The organism is Rhodoferax saidenbachensis, from assembly GCF_031457975.1.
In the GTDB taxonomy this organism is placed as follows: Bacteria; Pseudomonadota; Gammaproteobacteria; order Burkholderiales; family Burkholderiaceae_C; genus Allorhodoferax; species Allorhodoferax saidenbachensis_A.
The window spans coordinates 292,366-312,145 of sequence record NZ_JAVDXO010000004.1 but is presented as its reverse complement, the minus strand read 5'-3'; the positions used below and the strand labels follow the sequence as shown (position 1 = coordinate 312,145).

The 19,780-nt window shown below is 63.6% G+C and carries 17 protein-coding genes and 1 pseudogene; 6 read left to right on the top strand and 12 right to left on the bottom strand.

Annotated elements, in window-relative coordinates; genetic code table 11:
- Positions 1-4 precede the first annotated feature (4 nt).
- Both J2X15_RS11415 and J2X15_RS11410 read right to left on the bottom strand, forming a co-directional pair.
- Complete coding sequence (locus J2X15_RS11415; RefSeq protein ID WP_310342833.1) at positions 5-1,966, bottom strand: ATP-binding cassette domain-containing protein; 1,962 nt, start codon at positions 1,964-1,966, stop codon at positions 5-7.
- A 38-nt stretch (positions 1,967-2,004) separates the two neighbouring features.
- Positions 2,005-3,180, bottom strand: coding sequence for a GGDEF domain-containing protein (locus J2X15_RS11410; RefSeq protein WP_310342831.1), 1,176 nt, complete (start codon positions 3,178-3,180; stop codon positions 2,005-2,007).
- 93 nt (positions 3,181-3,273) lie between these two features.
- On the opposite strand from J2X15_RS11410, the gene J2X15_RS11405 reads away from it, so the two are divergent.
- A complete protein-coding gene (locus J2X15_RS11405; RefSeq protein ID WP_310342829.1) occupies positions 3,274-4,146 on the top strand; it encodes a pirin family protein in 873 nt (290 codons plus the stop codon).
- A gap of 15 nt (positions 4,147-4,161) precedes the next feature.
- Here J2X15_RS11405 and J2X15_RS11400 read toward each other — a convergent pair whose 3' ends face one another.
- Positions 4,162-5,181: an LLM class flavin-dependent oxidoreductase gene (locus J2X15_RS11400; protein ID WP_310342827.1), complete on the bottom strand. Its 1,020-nt coding sequence runs from the start codon at positions 5,179-5,181 to the stop codon at positions 4,162-4,164.
- A gap of 391 nt (positions 5,182-5,572) precedes the next feature.
- Here J2X15_RS11400 and J2X15_RS21250 point away from each other — a divergent pair.
- Positions 5,573-5,677, top strand: a pseudogene (locus tag J2X15_RS21250) (PEP-CTERM sorting domain-containing protein); the annotation flags it as partial.
- 71 nt (positions 5,678-5,748) lie between these two features.
- Here J2X15_RS21250 and J2X15_RS11390 read toward each other — a convergent pair.
- Positions 5,749-7,254, bottom strand: coding sequence for a CoA-acylating methylmalonate-semialdehyde dehydrogenase (locus J2X15_RS11390; RefSeq protein ID WP_310342822.1), 1,506 nt, complete (start codon positions 7,252-7,254; stop codon positions 5,749-5,751).
- A gap of 94 nt (positions 7,255-7,348) precedes the next feature.
- A complete protein-coding gene (gene aptA, locus J2X15_RS11385) occupies positions 7,349-8,725 on the bottom strand; it encodes an omega-aminotransferase AptA (RefSeq protein WP_409034281.1) in 1,377 nt (458 codons plus the stop codon).
- A gap of 108 nt (positions 8,726-8,833) precedes the next feature.
- Here aptA and J2X15_RS11380 point away from each other — a divergent pair, with 108 nt between their 5' ends.
- A complete protein-coding gene (locus J2X15_RS11380) occupies positions 8,834-9,772 on the top strand; it encodes a LysR family transcriptional regulator (protein ID WP_310342820.1) in 939 nt (312 codons plus the stop codon).
- Here the strand turns inward: J2X15_RS11380 and J2X15_RS11375 are convergent.
- The 5 genes from J2X15_RS11375 to J2X15_RS11355 are packed head-to-tail and all read right to left on the bottom strand — an operon-like array spanning position 9,763 to position 14,731.
- Positions 9,763-10,224: a MarR family winged helix-turn-helix transcriptional regulator gene (locus tag J2X15_RS11375; protein ID WP_310342818.1), complete on the bottom strand. Its 462-nt coding sequence runs from the start codon at positions 10,222-10,224 to the stop codon at positions 9,763-9,765. The genes J2X15_RS11380 and J2X15_RS11375 overlap by 10 nt on opposite strands.
- Before the next feature lie 42 nt (positions 10,225-10,266).
- The gene (locus J2X15_RS11370) at positions 10,267-11,253 is read right to left on the bottom strand and encodes a tripartite tricarboxylate transporter substrate-binding protein (RefSeq protein WP_310342816.1); all 987 of its coding nucleotides are present in this window, start codon (positions 11,251-11,253) and stop codon (positions 10,267-10,269) included.
- A gap of 42 nt (positions 11,254-11,295) precedes the next feature.
- Positions 11,296-12,060, bottom strand: coding sequence for an SDR family NAD(P)-dependent oxidoreductase (locus J2X15_RS11365; RefSeq protein WP_310342814.1), 765 nt, complete (start codon positions 12,058-12,060; stop codon positions 11,296-11,298).
- The gene (locus tag J2X15_RS11360) at positions 12,057-13,943 is read right to left on the bottom strand and encodes a feruloyl-CoA synthase (protein WP_310342812.1); all 1,887 of its coding nucleotides are present in this window, start codon (positions 13,941-13,943) and stop codon (positions 12,057-12,059) included. The genes J2X15_RS11365 and J2X15_RS11360 overlap by 4 nt, the downstream gene beginning before the upstream one ends.
- A 5-nt stretch (positions 13,944-13,948) precedes the next feature.
- Positions 13,949-14,731 (bottom strand): crotonase/enoyl-CoA hydratase family protein, encoded by a 783-nt coding sequence (locus J2X15_RS11355; RefSeq protein WP_310342809.1) that lies wholly within the window; start codon positions 14,729-14,731, stop codon positions 13,949-13,951.
- A gap of 124 nt (positions 14,732-14,855) precedes the next feature.
- Here J2X15_RS11355 and J2X15_RS11350 point away from each other — a divergent pair, with 124 nt between their 5' ends.
- Positions 14,856-15,719: an amidohydrolase family protein gene (locus tag J2X15_RS11350; RefSeq protein WP_310342807.1), complete on the top strand. Its 864-nt coding sequence runs from the start codon at positions 14,856-14,858 to the stop codon at positions 15,717-15,719.
- A gap of 28 nt (positions 15,720-15,747) precedes the next feature.
- On the opposite strand, the gene J2X15_RS11345 is transcribed toward J2X15_RS11350, so the two are convergent.
- A complete protein-coding gene (locus J2X15_RS11345) occupies positions 15,748-17,073 on the bottom strand; it encodes a D-amino acid dehydrogenase (RefSeq protein WP_310342805.1) in 1,326 nt (441 codons plus the stop codon).
- A gap of 85 nt (positions 17,074-17,158) precedes the next feature.
- Here J2X15_RS11345 and J2X15_RS11340 point away from each other — a divergent pair, with 85 nt between their 5' ends.
- Both J2X15_RS11340 and J2X15_RS11335 read left to right on the top strand, forming a co-directional pair.
- Positions 17,159-18,073 (top strand): LysR family transcriptional regulator ArgP, encoded by a 915-nt coding sequence (locus tag J2X15_RS11340; RefSeq protein WP_310342802.1) that lies wholly within the window; start codon positions 17,159-17,161, stop codon positions 18,071-18,073.
- Positions 18,074-18,130: 57 nt separating this feature from the next.
- Complete coding sequence (locus J2X15_RS11335) at positions 18,131-18,748, top strand: TetR/AcrR family transcriptional regulator (protein ID WP_310342799.1); 618 nt, start codon at positions 18,131-18,133, stop codon at positions 18,746-18,748.
- Positions 18,749-18,804: 56 nt separating this feature from the next.
- Here the strand turns inward: J2X15_RS11335 and J2X15_RS11330 are convergent, their stop codons facing one another.
- Entirely contained in the window at positions 18,805-19,719 is a 915-nt protein-coding gene (locus J2X15_RS11330) for an aldose 1-epimerase (protein WP_310342797.1), read from the bottom strand.
- Positions 19,720-19,780: the final 61 nt, after the last annotated feature.

Sequence of the window (19,780 nt, the reverse complement as noted above, 5' to 3'; positions counted from 1 at the left end):
CGCGTCAGGCCTTGCCCAGTACTTCCCAGCGCTCCAGCGCGTTCATCAGTTCTTCGTCAATCTGCGCATTGCGCTCCGACAGGGCGATGGCGCGCGCGTTGTCGCTGGCGTAGAGGCTACCGTCGGCCAGGGCTTCGGTGATGTCCTTTTGCTCGGCTTCCAGCGCGGCAATTTGTTCGGGCAGGGCATCCAGCTCGCGCTGTTCCTTGAAGCTGAGCTTCTTGGCCTTGGTGGGGGCGGGCGCCACAGGCGTCTGGGCACTGACCTGGGCGCTAGCTTGCTCCTGTTTTTGTAGCTGCTCGCGCTCGTAGTTAAAGGGCTTGGCCGTGGTTTTGCCTTGCGCCGCGTTGATGGCGTTGGCACGTTTGGTCTGGATCAGCCAGTCGCTCACGCCGCCTTCGTACTCGCGCCATTTGGCATCACCCTCATACGCAATGGTGCTGGTGACCACGTTGTCCAGGAAGGTTCGGTCGTGGCTGACCAGGAACACCGTGCCGTCGTAGTTCTGCAGCAGGTCTTCCAGCAGTTCCAGCGTGTCGATGTCCAGGTCGTTGGTCGGCTCGTCCAGCACCAGCACGTTGGCGGGGCGGGCGAACAGGCGCGCCAGCAACAGGCGGTTGCGCTCGCCACCGCTCAAGGAGCGCACGGGCGAGGTCGCACGGGCGGGCGAAAACAGGAAGTCGCCCAGGTAGCTCTTGCGGTGCTTCTTCTGGTTGCCGATTTCGATCCACTCACTGCCGGGGCTGATGAAGTCTTCCAGCGTGGCGTCCAGGTCCAGCGCGTTGCGCATCTGGTCGAAGTAGGCCACGGTGATGTTCGCGCCCTGGCGCACCGTGCCCCAGGGGCTGTGACCGGGTTCGGGCTTGGGGGAGTTGGCGGGTGCCGGGTCGGCCTTGTGGTCGCCCAAAATGAGTTTGAGCAGCGTGGTCTTGCCCGCGCCGTTCGGGCCCAACAGGCCGATCTTGTCGCCGCGCAGGATGGTGGCGGTGAAGTTGTCGACGATCTTGCGGTCGCCGAAGGTTTTGCTCACATGCGTGAGTTCGGCCACCAGCTTGCCGCTCTTGTCGCCGGTGTTCACATCCATGTTCACGCTGCCGACCACGTCGCGGCGGGCTTCACGCTTGCTGCGCAGCTCGTCCAGGCGCACGATGCGTGCCGTGGCGCGCGTGCGCCGCGCTTCCACGCCCTTACGAATCCAGACTTCTTCCTGCGCTAGCAGTTTGTCGGCCTTGGCGTTGATCACCGCCTCTTGCGCCAGCTGTTCTTCCTTTTGCACCAGGTAGGCCGCAAAGTTGCCGGGGTAGCTCATCAGCTTGCCGCGGTCCAGCTCGACGATGCGGGTCGCCACGTTGTCGAGGAAGGACCGGTCGTGGGTGATGGTGATGATGGAGCCCTTGAAGTCCACCAGCAGGCCTTCCAGCCATTCGATGGAGTCCAGGTCCAAATGGTTGGTGGGTTCGTCGAGCAGCAGCACGTCGGGTTGGGCGACCAGGGCCTGGGCCAGGGCCACGCGCTTCTTGGTGCCGCCGGACAGCGTGCTCACAATCGCATCGGGGTTCAGGTGCAGGCGCTGCAGGGTCTCGCCCACGCGCTGCTCCCAGTTCCAACCGTCCAGCGTTTCGATCTCGCTCTGCATCGCGTCCAGATCGCCATGGCCCAAACAATACTCTTCAATCAGGCCGATAACCCGCTCCAAACCTGCGCGAACAGCTATGAAAACCGTAGCATCTCCATCCAGCTGGGGTTCTTGGGCCACGTAGGAAATGCGGGTACCACCCTGTACCTGCAGCGTGCCGTCGTCGGGCTTTTCCATGCCGCCCAGGATTTTGAGCATGGACGATTTGCCCGCGCCGTTGCGGCCAATCAGGCCCACGCGCTCCTGCGTTTCGAGGGAAAAGTCAGCGTGGTCGAGAAGCGGGACGTGCCCAAATGCCAGCTGGGCGTCGAGAAGGGTAATAAGTGCCATAAGGATCCGGTGTAGCCCCCGATTATCCCCCGCCCTGGCTAAACGACTCTGTTCCTGCCCCGTTGCTTGGCCAGATACAAGGCCTTGTCCGCCTCGGTGTAGAGCGTGTCGAAGTCGCGCTTCTCTTCCACTGTGGTGTTGGCCAGCCCAAAGCTGGCGGTGACGGCGATGGTGGTTTTTTCCCACTGCACGGGCGTGCTTTCCAGGCGGTAGCGCAGCTTTTCGGCCAGCTTGCGCCCGGCCTCGGCCGAGGTGTTGGGCAGCAACACGATGAATTCCTCGCCGCCCAGGCGGCCCACCAGGTCGGTACTGCGCACCGTGGTGCTGGCCAGCGTAGCCACGTGGCGCAGCACGGCGTCGCCCGCGGGGTGGCCCCAGGTGTCGTTGATGCGTTTGAAGTGGTCCAGGTCCAGCAGCAGGATGGTGGTGGAGCTGCCCTGGCGCTGGGCGCGGTCCAGCTCGCGTCGGCTCAGCTCCACAAAGGTGTTGCGGTTGAACAGGCCCGTCAGGCCGTCCTGCCGGGTCAGGCGCTCCAGGTCGCGCTGTTTTTGGTTGAGTTCGGTGTTGGCTTTTTCCAGCTGCCGTTGTTGCAGGGTGATGGTGCAGAACTGGCGCCACAGGAAGCAGGAACACAGGCACCCCAGCACACAGGCCGCAAAGCCGTTGATGCGATTGGACAACACGAGTTCGGGGTGAACCTGGGTCCATCCCATGACCTTGAAAAATACTACGTAGGACAGGACATACACCAACCCTGCCACGCGAGGTCGCAGGTAGACGGCGCCGCCCGCCAAGAGGCAGGCGATGAGGTAGGAGGTGATGTTGGGCGTGATGGGCTGGTCCACGGCCACCAGGACAATGCCGACCAGCATGATGAGGACGGCACAGCCTGTGGCAAGCCAGTTGGCTGCGCGTGCGTGGCGGGTTTGTCTTGCACGGTGCACCACCCAACCCAGCGCCAGTGCGGCACCCACAATGAAGGTGTGCACCCAGATGAGCCGCAGGTTCCACTCCGCCACGGCCTGGGGGAGCGCTGCACCCAGCAGGCGCCACAGGAATCCGATCAGGAACAGTCCGTTGAGTGCGGCAGCCACCGGCCACAGCATGCGCAGCCGGAACAGATTGACGCCAGTGGCGTCGTCTGCCACCTGTGCATCTTCAGCGCGCCAGCGCGCAGTCGTCTTTCGCAGGGAATGTAGGAAGATTTGGTCCATAGCTGAACCAAACACTTTAGCAGCCACAGTGTGACAAAACAGCGTCCTGCTCCGCAGGGTTGGTAGGATGCCTGCATCCCACCAACAGTAAGGATGACCATGCCGGAACGCATCACTCCACGCGCCCACGATCTGGGCGGCGGATTCACCGTGAAACGGGTGCTGCCCGCCATGCAACGCCAGGCCATTGGTCCCTTTGTGTTCTTTGACCACTTCGGCCCGGTGACCGCGCAGCCCACCGACAACCACGACGTGCGCCCCCATCCCCACATTGGCCTGGCCACCGTCACTTATCTGCTGGAGGGCGCCATGATGCACCGCGACTCCACCGGTGTGGTGCAGCGCATCGAGCCCGGCGCCATCAACTGGATGACGGCGGGCCGCGGCATCGTGCACTCCGAGCGCACGCCGGACGACCTGCGCAGCATGACGCGCCGCAGCCACGGCTTTCAGCTCTGGTCGGCGTTGCCGGCGGAGCATGAAGAAGACGCGCCATCATTCGCCCACACACCGGCCAGCGCGATCCCTGAAGTGCAACTGCCGGGTGCCATGGTGCGTGTGCTCATCGGTACCGCGTTTGGTGCCACCTCGCCAGTAGCCACCTTGTCGCCCACGCTGTATTTGGCGTTGGAGTTGGAAGCCGGTGCCCTGATCACCATTCCCGATGCGGCCCAGGAACGCGGCATCTACAGCGTGGACGGCCCGCTGGAGGTGGACGGCGAACCGCTGGAGCCCGGCCAGATGCTGGTGCTGGAGGCGGGCAGCACGCCCACGCTGTGTGCCCGCGAGACCACGCGCGTGATGCTGCTCGGTGGCGCGCCGCTGGGGCATCGCTATATGGTGTGGAACTTTGTCTCCAGCCGCAAGGAGCGCATCGTGCAGGCGCAGGACGACTGGGAGGCGCAGCGCTTTCCCACCGTGCCCGGCGAGACCGAATTTATTCCGCTGCCAGCACGCCGCCCATAGGCAGGGCCCGTCGCCTCATGTGGCAGTGGCCTGCGCGTCTTGCAGGGCCTGCGCCGCGATGTCCAGCGAGCGCAGGCGCAGCGCGGGGTCATACACATCGCAGACCAGCATCAGCTCGTCGGCCTGCGTGGCCTCAGCCATGGCGGCCAGCCCGGCGCGCACTGTGTCGGGCCCGCCAATCACGGCCTCGCCCAGAAAGTCTGCAATCGCGGCACGCGCATCGGCCGGGCACTGGGCCAAAAAGTTGGGCACTGGGGCCGGCAAGGCCTTGCGTTGCCCGGTCAGGATACCCAGCACGCGCTGGTAAATGCTGCTGGCCAGCAATTCAGCCTCTTCATCGGTGGGCGCAGCCACCAGCGGCACCCCCACCATCACGTAGGGCTTGGCCAATGTGGCCGAGGGCTTGAACAGGCTGCGGTACAGGTCCACCGCCTGGTGCAGAAAGCGCGGCGCAAAGTGCGAGGCAAAGGCGTAGGGCAGGCCCATGTGCGCGGCCAGCTGCGCGGAGTACAGGCTGGAGCCGAGTAGCCAGATCGGCACATGGGTGTCCGCACCGGGCATGGCCACCAGCTTTTGGCCGGGTTGCAGCGGGCCCAGCAGGGTTTGGAGCTCCACCACATCGCGGGGAAAGTCTTCCTCGTTCTCCACCTTGCTGCGGCGTAGGGCGCGCATGGTGGCCTGGTCGGTGCCAGGCGCGCGGCCCAGGCCCAGGTCAATGCGGCCCGGGTACAGCTCGGCCAGCGTGCCAAAGGCCTCGGCCACCACCAGCGGCGCATGGTTCGGCAACATGATGCCGCCGGACCCCACGCGGATGCGCTCGGTGCCGCCCGCAATGTGGCCCACCAGCACCGCCGTGGCCGAACTTGCAATGCCCGGCATGTTGTGGTGTTCGGCCAGCCAGTAGCGGCTGAAACCTAGTTTTTCGGCATGTTGGGCGGTGCGCAGGGCAATCTGGAGCGCCTCGGCGACGGTACCGCCTTCGCGCACGGCCACCAGGTCCAAGAGCGATAAACGGGTGTTTTTCAGAGCTTTCATGTAAGTGATTGTCAACAGAAGCCAAAAACCTTGCCCGACTAGTCCAATGGAACTATTGTTGCGGCGCAGCACAGGGTTAATACTTAGATCGCAGTCACATTCTTATGAGGACTCTATGAAATTCAAATCTCTGGTTTTAGCCACTACGCTCGCGTTGCCCATGCTGTCCGCATCGGCCGCGACTGCTGCTTTTTCCAATAAGCAAGCGCATTTGTTCAACGATCCGCTCGCGGTGGGTGCGTTCACGCAGAACCTGAGCTTCAGCGGCTTGGCTGCGGGCGTGTACGACATCTTTGGCACGTTGAACGCCCAGAATTCGACACCTAGCATGACCGAGTTGGTGACGTTCAAGGGTTTTGCCCTGAGTTCTGCTACCCGCTCCAGGGAGGAGAGCGTGACCCTGGTCCCCGAGCCTGAGTCGTACGCCATGCTGATGGCGGGGCTGGGCCTGTTCGGCACGATTGCACGGCGTCGCATGAAGGCGTCTGAAGGCTGAGGCTTCGCCTGTACTGCACATGAAAAGGGGCTTGCCAACCGGCAAGCCCCTTTTGTTTGGAGCGCTGAAGATCAGCGGCTGCTAGGGAAGCTGAACACCGCGCCTTCGCGCACGCCAGCCGAAGGCCAGCGCTGCGTAATCGTCTTGCGCTTGGTATAGAAGCGCACGGCGTCCGGGCCGTAGGCATGCAGATCGCCAAACAGGCTACGCTTCCAGCCGCCAAACGAGTGGTAGGCCACGGGCACGGGCAGCGGTACGTTGACGCCCACCATGCCGACCAAAATGTTGTCGGTGAAGTAGCGAGCGGCTTCGCCATCCCGCGTGAAGATGCAGGTGCCGTTGCCATACTCATGGGCATCGATCATGTCCATGGCCTCTTGCAGCGTCTTGACGCGCACCACGCCCAGCACTGGGCCAAAGATTTCTTCCTGGTAGATCACCATGCCAGGTTTGACGTTGTCAAACAGGCAGGGGCCAAGGTAGTAACCGTCTTCGTGGCCGGCCACGGTCAGGCCGCGGCCGTCCACCACCAGCGTGGCGCCTTCTTTCACGCCCTGGTCCACATAGCCCTTTACCTTCTCGAAGTGCGGCCGGGTTACCAGCGGACCCATGTCCATGCCGGGGGCGGTGCCGGGGCCGACCTTCATTTTGGAGATTTCGGCCTTCAGGCCGGCAATCACCGCGTCGGCCGTGGCGTCGCCCACAGCCACGACCAGTGGAATCGCCATGCAGCGTTCGCCGCACGAGCCATAGGCCGCGCCCATAAGGGCGCTGACTGCGTTGGCCACATCCGCATCGGGCATGACCACGGCGTGGTTCTTGGCACCGCCCAGGGCCTGCACGCGCTTGCCGTGTGCACAGCCGGTGGCGTAGATGTATTCGGCAATGGGGGTGGAGCCCACAAAGCTCACGGCCTTCACGCGTGGGTCGGTCAGCAGCGTGTCCACGGCTTCCTTGTCCCCGTTGACCACGTTCAGCACGCCGGGCGGCAGGCCGGCTTCCAGTGCCAGTTCGGCAATGCGCAGGGTGGAGCTGGGGTCGCGCTCTGACGGTTTCAGGATGAAGGTGTTGCCGCAAGCCACGGCCATGGGCCACATCCACAGCGGCACCATGGCGGGGAAGTTGAAGGGGGTGATGCCGGCGGTCACGCCCAGCGCTTGGAATTCGCTCCAGCTGTCGATGGCCGGTCCAACGTTCTTGCTGTGCTCGCCCTTGAGCAACTCGGGGGCGTAGCTGGCGTACTCCACGTTCTCGATGCCACGCTGCAACTCGCCCAGCGCATCGCTCAGCACTTTGCCGTGTTCGGCGGTAATCATGGCGCAGAGTTCTTCGGCGTGCTTTTCCAGCAGCACTTTCAAGTTGCCCATGACGCGGGCGCGCTTGAGCGGCGGCGTGTTGCGCCAGGCAGGGAAAGCGGCCTGCGCATTGGCAATGGCGTCTTCTACCGTGGCTTTGGGGGCCAGCAGCACACGCTTCTCGGCGCGGCCGGTGGCGGGGTTGAAGACGTCCTGGGCGCGTTCGCCCTGGGTGATGAGTTTGCCGCCGATCAGGTGGCCGACGGTGGGGAGTGAGGACATACGGTGCTTTGTAAGGAAAATGGGCCGCTAGCCCTTATGAAATAAGCGCTAGCAGCTATTGAAATGATAGTAAATGAGGGCGCCAAAGACGTGCTTAGGCGGTTTCGTTGATGGCCTCGCCCAGCGCATTGACCAGGCTGTCGATCTCCGCCTCGGTCGTGATGAACGGAGGAGCCAATGCAATGCAGTCACCGGCGTAGCGCACGTAAAAGCCCTTGTCCAGGCAGCGCATGGCCACTTCGTAGGGGCGTTTGGCAGGCTCGCCGGGCACGGCAGCCAGGGTAAAGCCGGCGGAGAGACCGAGGTTGCGGATGTCGGTGATGTGCTTGGCGCCGCGCAGGCTGTGCACCGCCTTCTCAAAGTAGGGTGCCAAAGCGTTCACCCGCTCAATCATGTTTTCCTTCACCAGCAGGTCCAGCGCCGCAATGCCGGCCGCGCAGGCCACGGGGTGGGCGGAGTAGGTGTAGCCATGGGGGAATTCCAGCATGTAGTCCGGGCCGCCCTGCGCCATGAAGGTGTCGTAAATCTCTTTCTTGGCCACGGTCACGCCCAGGGGCTGCGCGCCGTTGGTGATCTGTTTGGCGGCATTCAGGATGTCCGGCACCACGCCAAAGTAGGCCGCACCGGTGTAGGCACCCAAGCGGCCAAAGCCGGTGATCACTTCATCAAAAATCAGCAGGATGTTGTTGGCCGTGCAGATCTCCCGCAGGCGCTGCAGGTAGCCCACGGGCGGTACCACAATGCCTGCCGAGCCGGACATGGGCTCGACGATTACGGCGGCAATATTGGACGCGTCATGCAGCGCGATCAGGCGCAGCAGCTCGTCGGCCATGTCGCCGCCTTTTTCGGGCAAGCCTTTGCTGAAGGCGTTGCTGGCGAGCTGGGTGTGGGCCAGGTGGTCGGCTTCAATGCCTTGGCCAAAGGTCTTGCGGTTGGCCGGCAGGCCACCCACCGAGATGCCGCCGAAGTTCACGCCGTGGTAACCCTTCTCGCGGCCGATCAGGCGGGTCTTGCTGCCCATGCCCTTGGCGCGCCAGTAGGCGCGGGCCATCTTCAGCGCCGTGTCAGCCGACTCGGAGCCCGAGCCGGTGTAGAACACATAGTCCAGCCCTTCGGGGGTCAGTTCCACAATCTTGTTGGCCAGCTCAAACGACAGCGGATGGCCAAACTGGAAGGCGGGCGAGTAGTCCATGGTGGCCATCTGCTTGCTCACCGCCTCGGTGATTTCGCGGCGGCCATGGCCCAGGCCCGCGCACCACAGGCCCGAGAGGCCGTCAAAAATCTTCTTGCCGTTGGAGTCGGTGAAGTAGGCGCCCTGGGCGCCGACCAGCATGCGGGGATTGGCCTTGAAGTCGCGGTTGCCGGTGAAGGCCATCCAGTGCGATTCCATCCATTCGCGGCTCATGGGGAAGGTGGATGCGCTGGTGACGGCTTCACCGGTGGCGGGGGTGCTGGTGTCGTTGAGCTTCATGGGGAACTCCAGTGGGTGGGGTGGATAAATCGGGTGGGGTGTTGGTGCATTGTGGGTAGCTCTGTTACTCTTACAAAGTCACAAATATCACTATTTACTTCGCAATATATGAAAGTGAAAGCCAAGGCCGTCCTCGGCCAGATCAGCGACATGGACCTGCGCCTCCTGCGCGTGTTCAAGGCCGTGGTCGACTGCGGTGGCATGGCTGCGGCCGAGCTGGAACTCAATATAGGCACATCCACGGTCAGCCGCCACATCAAAGATTTGGAAACCCGACTGGGTTTGACGCTGTGCCGGCGCGGCCGGGCCGGCTTTGCACTCACGCCCGAGGGTGAAAAGATCTACGCCCAGACCAGCCAGCTGCTGGCCGCCACCGACGCGTTTCGCAGCAGCGTGGACGAAATCCACCAGCGCATGGGCGGGCAACTGCAGGTGGCGGTGTTCGACAAAACCGCCAGCAACCCGGCCAGCCACATTGCCGAAGCCATTGCCCACTTTCACCAAGAGGCGCCCGATGTGGGGCTGAATCTGCATGTGGCCACGCTCACCGCGATTGAGCGCGGCGTGCTGGACGGGCAGTTCCATGTCGGCATCATTCCCGGCCACCGCAGCTCCGATGTGCTGGATTACACGTTGTTGTTCGACGAGGCCATGCTGCTCTACTGCGGCATGCGGCATGCATTGTGGAATGCGGACCACAGCGCGTTGGGTTGGGAGGCGCTGCCCCAATATGAGTTTGCCGGGCTGGGTTACCACTCGCCGAATATGGAACTGGGCCAGCGCATGCGCCTGCCGCGCCGTGCTACGGGTTTTGACCAAGAGTCGATTGCCACGCTGATCCTCTCGGGCCAGTTTCTGGGCTTTCTGCCCGACCACTATGCCGAGAGCTTTGTGCGCCGCGGCCTCATGCAGGCTGTGCGGCCGGATCTGATGCACTACGCCTGCCAGTTCTTCGCAATCACGCGCAAGTCACCCCAGCCGAGCCGGGCGACGCGGGCGTTTCAGGAGTGTTTGGTGCGGGCTCACCAGGTTGAGGGTCAAAGATAAATTTTTTGCAGTAACTGCATCAGGGTCTTGCGTTCTGCTGCACTCAGGCGGGACGTGGCAGCTTCTTCCAGCTCGAACGCGGTGGCTTCGGCCTGTTTCATCATCTTGCGCCCCTCGGGTGTCAGGTGCAGGCCCATGGCGCGGCCGTCATGCGGATGTGGCCGGCGCAGGATCAATTCACGGGTCTGCAACTGGTTGATCATGCCGACCAGGTTGGGCGGCTGGAGGTTCAGGGTGGTGCACAGCTGGCGCGACGTGATGCCTGGGTTGTGCCCAATCAGCGAGAGCACGGAAAAGTCGACGGGCCGCAGACCATAGACCGCCATGTTGCGCAAAAAGGCGTCGACGATGACCAGCGTTGCGCGCCTGGCGTTGTAACCCACCAGGCTGTCCAGGAAGCGGGTGTCTACTTGTTCGACACTGGGGTCAGGAGGGGGCTTGCGGGTGGCCATGGTCGATCATAAAGGGCCGCAAATCTGCGGCCCTCGGTTGCATCAGGATTCAGCGGTGAAGCCGATTTGCTTGACCAGGGGGCCCCAGCGTTCGTACTCGGCCTTCTGGTCTGCGGCCATTTCCTGCGGCGTGCTGCCGCGGGCGACCAGGCCGACGATGGCGAGTGCATCGATCACCGTCTTGTCCTTCAGCGCCGCGGTGATGGCGGCGTTGGCGGTAGCGATGGTGGCGGCCGGCGTCTTGGCGGGTGCGTAGAAGCCGAACCATTCTTCCGAGGTCACGTCTGGGTAGCCCAGTTCCGTGAAGGTGGGAACATCGGGCAGGTAGGGTGAGCGCTTGCGGCCAGAGGTGGCCAGTACGCGCACCTTGCCGGTCTTGATGTGCTGCAGGTAGTCGCCGCTCGGGTTCATCGCCGCGGCGATCTGGCCGCCCACCAAGTCGGTGATGCTGGGCACCGTGCCGCGGTAGGGCACTTGCTTGAATTCCATGCCGGTGCGCAGGCCCAGCAGCGCACCCAGCAGGTGGGGCATCGAGCCGGCGCCCGGCGTGCCGTAGTTGGCCTGGGTGGGGTTGGCCTTGGCCCAGGCGATGAAATCCTTCAGCGTCTTGACGTCAGCGGGCACGGCCGGACCGACGGCCAGGCCGTGGAACATGATGGCGCCGATGGACACCTGGGTCACGTCCTCCGGCTTGTAGGCCAGGTTGGGGTAGATGTAGGGGTAGACGGCCAGGGCCGATACCGGCGCCAGGGCCAGGACCGAGCCGTCGGCGGGCGAGTTCTTCAGCGTCTCGATGGCGATGCGGCCCCCGGCGCCCGGCTTGTTTTCCACGAAACCGGCTAGTCTGCTGTACGGCGTGCCGGCGAGCTTCTCGGCGACGCGACGCGCCACGCTGTCACCCGCGCTGCCGGCAGGAAAGCCGTAGAAGATCTTGACCTGGTCCACCGCCTGGGCGAAGGCGGCTAACGGGCTCAGTGCACCGAGGGCGGTGGCACTGGCGGCGGCTTGGATAAGTTGACGGCGTTGCATGCGGTTTGTCTCCTTGTAGTTAATCGCGAGCGGGAACAGGGATCAGCGCGGCGCCATGCGCAGCGCACCATCGAGACGGATGACCTCTCCGTTGAGATGTCCGTTGGTGACGATGTGGCAGGCCAGTTGGGCGAACTCTGCGGGGTCGCCCAAGCGTGGCGGGAAGGGGATGGAGGCAGCCAGCGACTGCTGCACGGCCTCGGGCAGTTCCTTCATGAGCGGCGTGGCAAAGAGGCCTGGCGCCACGGTACAGACGCGAATGCCGTGCTGGGCCAGGTCGCGAGCCATGGGCAGGGTCATGCCAACCAGGCCACCCTTGGAGGCGCTATAGGCCTGCTGGCCGACCTGGCCGTCGAAAGCCGCAACGGAGGCCGTGAACATCATCACGCCGCGCGCGCCGTCTTCCAGCGGGGGCAGCTTGACACACTGTGCCGCGAAGATGCGACTGATGTTGTAGCTGCCGATGAGGTTGATGTTGACCACGCGCACGAAATCTTCCAGCGGCGCGGGATTGCCGTCCCTGCCCACGATGCGCTTGGCCGAACCGATGCCCGCGACGTTCATCAGAATGCGTGCCGGGCCATGGGCCGCCGCGGCCTGGGCCAGTGCGGCCAGTACGCTGTCGGTATTGGTGATGTCGCAGGGACAGGCCACACCTCCGATTTCGGCAGCCACTTTCTCGGCCAAAGCGGCGTTCACGTCAAGTACGGCCACCTTGGCACCCAGGCGCGCCAATTCACGCGCCGTGGCTTCGCCCAGGCCGGAGGCACCACCGGTGACCAAGGCGACTTGTCCTTCTATCTTCATGGGCTGCTTTCTCTGTCTTGGGGTTGGAGGATGCCTGGCGCGCTGCCGTCATGCAGGGCCTGCACCTGTGCATCGCGGTGTTTGAGTACCGCGCGCTGGTTGATCGAGCCTTTGTCGGTGATCTCGCCCCTGTCGGCGGAGGGGGGCTCGGCCTGCAGCAGCGCACGCGCGATGCGGTTGGCACTGCCGGTGGACTGGCGGGCCAACTCATTGAGGATGGCCTGGAAACGGTCGCGTACAGGTGCGGTGGCCAGCACGTCGGCCCAGGGCGCGTCCGCCGGCAGGCCGCTGACCGCGCGGCAGGCCGGCGAGGGAAAGATCAGCGCGCCGACTTCCTTCATGTTCAGGCCCGTGAGCACCACATCCTGCACATAGGGTGCGCCGGTGACGATGACCTTGGCACGCATGGGGCCGACGCTGACAAAGGTGCCGGTGGAGAGCTTGAAGTCTTCGGCAATGCGGCCATCAAAATGCAAGCCGCGATGGAGGTCGTTGGGGTCAATCCATCGCACGGCGTCCCCGGTGCAGAGGTAGCCTTCCTCGTCAAAGGCATCGTGCGTGGCCTGCTCCGAGCGCCAGTAGCCGGGCGTTACGTTGGGGCCCTTGTAGCGCACCTCGGTCTTGCCATCCACGTCCACCAGCTTGAGCGTCATGCCGGGCACCGGCGCGCCGATGTCACCCGCCTTCACATCGGGGCTGTTGGTGAACATGGCCGAAGGCGCGGATTCGGTCATGCCCAAACCCGTGGCCATGACGATGCGCTCACCGATCTCCGCTTCTGCCAAGGCGTGCAGGCTGTCCCACACGGGTTGCGCCAGCCCAGCACCGGAGTAGAAAAACATGCGTATGCGCGAGAGCAGGTTCCTGCGCAGTGCCGTGTCGGTTTGCATGGCCTGGGCAATCATCTCGAACCCGGTGGGCACATTGAAGTACAGCGTGGGAGCAATTTCGCGCAGGTTGCGCAGGGTCTCGCCAATCAGGTTTGCGGTGGGTTTGCCGTCGTCGATGTAGAGCGTGCCGCCGTGCATCAGTGTCAGGCCTACGTTGTGGTTGCCACCGAACGTGTGGTTCCAGGGAAGCCAGTCCACGAAGATCGGCGGGGCTTCGGCCAACACAGGCAGCGACAGCGTGATTTGCTGCAGATTGGCACACCACATGCGGTGCGTGTTGATCACTGGCTTGGGCATTTTGGTGGAGCCCGAGGTGAACAGAAACTTGGCAATGGTGTCGGGCCGCACGGCATGCATGGCGGCGTCTACGGCAGCGGTGGCCATGCTGTTGCGCAGCGCATCAAACGCTGTGGTGGACCGCCCTTCCACAGTCCCTTGGGCCAGCACCACTTCCACGTCGGTGCCCACCGTCGCCATGATGGCGCGTCCATAACGGGCACCGTCGGCGGCAAACACCAATCCGGGTGTCAGCGTGTCCAGCACATGGCGCAGCTTGTCGTAGTCCTGGCTGACCGTGGCATAGGCCGGAGACACCGGGCAGTAGGGCACGCCGGCGTAGATACAACCCAGCGCCATCAGGGCGTGCTCCAGCGTGTTTTCGCTCAGGATGACGACTGGGCGCTCGGCCGTGAGCTTGCGGTCCAGCAGGGCCTGGCCGATGCTGCGGGCGCTGGCTAGGGCCTGGGCGTAGCTGATGTGCTGCCAGTCGCCTGTGCGACCGTCTGCAAGAGGCGCCCGGCGCGCCATGAAGCTGCGCTGCGGGTCTGCTTCGGCCCAATGCACCAGAAAATCGCTGAGGCGCCGGGCATAAGCCCCCAGCGGCAGTTCGGCCTGTAGGTAACGTGTGCCGGGCTCGCCTGTGCGCACCTGGACGCGGGTGACGCCGAAGCGCACCGGACGGTAGCGCGGGCTGGAGGGGAGTGTCTGTTGCATGGTGGTCAGCTCTTGCGAACTTTGGCGGCCTTGCCGTCCAGAAAGGCGCGCACGCGCTGCTTGGCCTCGGGTGCGCTCTGGGCGATGGCGGCCATCATGGCTTCGGTAAGAAGGCCCTGGTCGGTCGGCTGTTCGGCAATGCGCGGCAGGGCGTGGATCAGTGCGTAGTTGGTCAGCGGGGCGTTTTGCGCGACCCGCACGGCCAGTTCCAGCGCTTTCTCAAAGGCTTGGCCTTGCGGTACCAGGTACTGGGCGAAGCCGACTTTCTCGCCGTCCACCGCGTTGTAGACACGGCCCGTAAACATCATGTCTGCCATGCGTGCAGCACCGATCAGGCGCGGAATGCGCACCGCACCGCCGCCGCCCACGAAGATGCCCCGCGAACCCTCGGGCAAGGCATAGAACGTGGATTCGTCAGCCACACGGATGTGGCAGGCGCTGGCCAATTCCAAGCCGCCTCCGACCACGGCACCGTGCAGCGCGGCAATGACCGGCACCGGGCCGTATTGCACGCGCTCCAGTGCGGCATGCCACATGCGGGAGTGGTGCAGGCCCTGGCCGGCGTCGCGCTCTTTCAGTTCGCTCAAATCCAGGCCGGCACAAAAATGCTCGCCCCCACCGTCCAGGACGGCGGCGCGCACACCTTCGGGCATGGTTTCAAATAGATCGCGAATGGCCAGAATGAGGCCGTCGTTGAGCGCATTGCGCTTGGCGGGCCGCGTCAGGCGGATGATGGCAACTTCCTGTTGCTCGCCGTAGCGTTCGAAATGGAGATCGGGATGGTTCATATTGCGTTTCTTTCTGGAAACTATTATGGTTATGATTTATAACTAATTCAAGCGAACGCAGCAGGCTTTGCGTCGGTGTTTACCCTAGGGTGCCGGGAGCGGCATCCGCAATCTGGAGACAGTCATGGACCATCAAAATCTCATCGCCATTGATATCCACACCCACGCAGAAGTGAGCTGCTGGAACCCCTTTGACAACTACGGCGAGGAGTACGACCGCGCTGCCGACAAGTACTTTCGTAACAGCCGCCGCCCGACCATCCAAGAAACGATCGACTACTACCGCGAGCGCAAGATTGGCTTGGTGATGTTTACGGTGGACAGCGAATCACAGCTGGGGCGCCGCCGCATCCCGAACGAGGAGATTGCCGAGGCCGCGCAGAAGAACAGCGACATGATGATGTGCTTCGCCAGCATCGACCCGCACAAGGGCAAGATGGGCGCGCGTGAGGCCGAGCGCCTGATCAAGGAGCACGGCGTCAAGGGCTTCAAGTTCCACCCGACCGTGCAGGGCTACCACCCCTATGACAAGATGGCCTGGCCGATCTATGAGGTGATCAACGCCCACAAGCTGCCCGCCATCTTCCACACTGGCCACAGCGGCATTGGCAGTGGCATGCGCTGCGGCGGTGGCCTGCGCCTGGAATACAGCAACCCCATGCACCTGGACGATGTAGCGATCAGCTTCCCCGACATGCAGATCGTCATGGCCCACCCCAGCTTCCCCTGGCAGGACGAAGCATTGAGCGTGGCCACGCACAAGCCCAATGTCTGGATTGACTTGTCAGGCTGGAGCCCCAAGTACTTTCCCAAGCAGTTGGTGCAGTACGCCAATACGCTGCTAAAAGACCGCGTGCTGTTTGGCTCTGACTACCCTCTCATCACACCCGAGCGCTGGATGAAAGACTTCGAGGAAGCCGGTTTCAAGCCCGAGGTGATGCCCGGCATTCTGAAGGGCAATGCGGTGCGTCTGCTGGGACTGGCGTAAGTCGCGAAACGGTCTCGACTGCGAATGTCTACGCGCCGTAGAACTTGAAGTTCATTTCCGGCTTTTTGCCGTGGATCAGTTCGGCAATCGCCTTGCCCGACCCCGCGCCGTGCGTCCAGCCCAGCGTGCCATGCCCAGCGTTGACCCACAACCCGCGCACCGGGCTTTGGCCGATGTAGGGAATGTTGGTGGGGGTAGCGGGGCGCAGGCCGGTCCAGTAGTTGGGCTGGCCGCCTTCGGCCTCGCTGCGCGTGTCGCAGACGCCGGGCAGCACTTCCTCGATGCGGCGGGCCAGCATATTGCAGCGGGCCTGGGCGACTGGAGTGTCCAGTGACAGATCGAAACCGCCCACCTCGATGGTGCCTGCCACACGCAGTTGGTCGCCCAGGCGGCTGATGGCGATTTTCTTGGCGTCGTCGATGGTGGAGACCAGGGGTGCCAGTTCGGGCTTCTTGATCTTGAAGGTGGCGCTGTAGCCCTTGCCGGGGTAGATGGGCAGGTTCACACCCACGGTACGCAACAGCGGCGCGGTGTACGAGCCTGCGGCCACCACAATGTGGTCGGCCTGCAGTGTGTGCAGTGATCCGGCAATATTTTGGCCTCTAGCCCCCGTGGACAGTGCGCGGACTGCTATGGATTTGATAGTTCCATGGCTGACATTCAACCCTTCCACACTGTGTTCGTACAAAAATTCGGCGCCGCGCGCGGCACACAACCTGGCCAATTCCTGGGTGAACACGCGGCAGTCGCCCGACTCGTCGCTGGGGGTGATGGTGCCGCCCACGATGTTGTGGGCAAACGAAGTGAACGCTGGCTCGATCTTCAGCAGCTCTTCCTTGCTGATGACCTGGCGGTTCACGCCGTATTTGCGCATCAGCGCGGCGGCGTCGCCTGCGGTATCGAAAGACTTTTGGTCGCAGTAGTAGTGGGCAATGCCGCGTTCCAGGCGGTTGTATTCGATGCCGGTGGTGGCCACCACGTCTTTGAGGGCCGCATGGCTGTATGCGCCCAGGGCGACGAGTTGCTGCACATTGCGTTCAAACGCCGTATCGTTGCAGTTGGCCAGGAATTTCAAGCCCCAGGTGTACTGGTGCAGTCCGGGGCCGAAGGGGTTTTGTGGGCGGAATAGCAGGGGTGCTTCCTTGCTCAGCATCCACTTCAGGGCTTTCAGAGGGGCTTCTTTGTTGGCCCACGGTTCGCAATAGCTGACGGAGATTTGCGCGCCGTTGGCGAAGCTGGTTTCCATGGCCGCGTCGGGCTGGCGCTCCACCACGGTCACCTCGTGGCCCAGCTCCAGCAAGTGCCAGGCAGTACAAATGCCGATGGTGCCGGCGCCGAGAACAATAATTTTCATGGTGCCAGTGTGATGCAAGGGGCGCGCCTGCAAAAGCGAAATGAAAGTGTTTGCGAAAACATTAGGTGCGCTAATAATCTCGCCCATGCGAACTTTTGACACCGATGCCCTGGAATGCCTGGCCGCCATTGTGGAGGAGGGCGGCTTCGAGCGCGCCGCCGTACGCCTGTCCATCACCCAGTCCGCCGTTTCCCAGCGCCTGCGCGCGCTGGAAGCTCAGGTGGGCACCGTGCTGCTGGTGCGCAGTCGCCCGGTCAAGGCCACCAGCGCCGGGCGCCTGCTGATCAAGCACGCCATGCAGATGCGCCTGCTGCGCGCCGACCTGGAGGGCGACCTGAAAGAGCTGGCGCCCAACACCGGCGCTGTGGGGGAGGACGAGCGCATCTCCATCGCGGTGAATGCCGACAGCATTGCCACCTGGGCGCTCTCGGCGCTGGACCCATTGGTACACGCCGGGTTGCCACTCGAAATCATCACCGATGACCAGGATTTCACCCACGAATGGCTGCGCGAAGGCCAGGTGCTGGGCTGCGTGACCACGCTCAAGCAGGCGCTGCGCGGCTGCAAGGTGCTGCCGCTGGGCGCCATGCACTACGTGGCGGTGGTGAGCAAGGACTACGCGCAGGCCCACTGCCCGCAGGGCTTGACGCCGCACAACTTTCGCAGCATTCCGTTCGTGGCCTTCAACCGCAAGGACGATTTGCCATCCGAATTTGTGGGCCGGGCGCTCAGTCTGCGCCGCGTGTCGGTGGGGCAGCGCTTTGTGCCCAGCTCCGAGGGCATGGTGCGCGCCGTGCTGGCCGGCTGGGGCGCCAGCGTGGTGCCAGAGCTGCTGGTGCGCGGCCTCATCGACAGCGGGCAGCTGGTGAACCTGGTGCCCACGGTGACACTGCCCGTCAACCTGTATTGGCATTGCTGGAACCTCAATTCCGAGGTGATAGACCGGCTGACCAGCGCGCTGTCGCAGGCCGCAGCCCGCCTGCTGGACAGTAAAAACTAGTCAGTCACAAATTGGCCGACCTCTCCACGGTTTGACGGCCGTGAATAGAATAGGGCCATGAACACCGTCGCCCCCGTCAAAATTTCTTTCAAACAGCAGATGCTGCAGGCGCGGGAAGACGCCATCATCCGCGCGGTGAACCAGCTGCTGGCCGAAAAAGGCTTTGAGGCGATGACGGTGGACGAGGTGGCGGCCCAGGTGGGCATTGCCAAGGCCAGTCTGTACAAGCACTTTCCCAGCAAAGAAGATTTGGCCGCGGCGGCCATGGCCCACCTGATGGGCCAAGCCCAGGCGTTTCTGGACACGGTGCCCCTGGCACTGAGCCCGCTGGACAAGCTGCGCACCGTGGTGCGCTGGACCATGGGGCTGAAGCTGGGGGGTGAAATGCCTTCGCTGCCTAGCCAAAACTCCACATTACGCGCCACGCTGATGGGCAATCGCGCGTACATGGATGGCCTGGTGGACGTGAGCGACCGCTTGGGCGGCTGGATCGAAGCGGCGCAGGCACAGGGCGCGATCAACCCGAGATTGCCGGCCATTGCCGTGCTCTACACGTTGTATGCACGCGCCTGCGACCCGGTGCTGGAGTTCCTCAAGATGAGCGAGTTGCACACCGACGAAGAGATCATCGAGCTCGTGCTGTCCACCTGTTTTGATGGTCTAAATGCCCGCTAGCCCGCGTGTAATATGCGCTGGCAGCTCCTGAAACCATAGCAATCTAGCTCGACGGTTTAGTTCAGCGATTCAAACCGCCACTCCACACGCTGGCTCAGTGTTTGCCCGGTGCTGAGCACCTGCAGACCCGGCTGGCCGTCCACATGGAAAGCGTCGATCGGGTGGGTCACTGGCTCAAAGCAGAAGTGCGATCCATGCGGCGGGCGGTACAGCAGGCAAAACCCGTCGTTCACACCGCGGGCCAAGACTGCGGGCTCGCGCATGTGCAGGCGCAGGCCGTGTTCGGGCCAGTCGATGTGGGCCTGGCCGCTCCAGCCCGTGTAGGCGTTGTCGATCAGGCTGCCACTCACGGCCATGCCGGTGCGCGGGTCCCAACTGGGTGGAAAGTCGGCGGTGTGGGCCGTGGGCATGGGATCGTTCCCGCTGAGCCATACCCCTTGCACCGCCGCGTGCAGGCGTGCACTTGGCGTGCGCAAAAACGCCGGGTGCTGGCCCAAGCCATAGGGCAGGCTACCCGGGCCTAGGTGGGTCACTTCCAGCAGCTGGTCCATGCCGTCCTCGCGCAGCACAAAGCGCTGCAGCGCACGGTAGTGGTAAGGGCCACCGCCAAAGTGGGCGGACTCCAGCACCATCTCCAGCGCATTGGCCGTGGGCTGGCGAATCTCCCAGGGCTGTAGCCAGCCGTCACCGTGGATGGGGTAGGGCTCGCCCACGCGGTTGGGGGCCATGGGGTAGGTGATGCCGTTGTGCGCAAAACCGCCGTGGCCAATGCGGTTGGACCAGGGCACCAGGGGGAAAGAGGCCGTGGTGTAGAGGTCATTGCTCTCGCCATCCCAAGGGCGCCACAGGTTCACCACGCCCTGCGCCGCCGTGCGCTGCCAGGCGGCCACGCTGCCACCCAGGGCGGGCAACAGGCCCAAGCGTTGGCCGGCGTGGTGCAGCCAGTGGATGGTGTGGGAGGCAGAAGACATGGGCACTTTCAAGGGCATGAACGGGACTGTTCGCGGGTTCCAAAACTGTCGGATGCTAAGG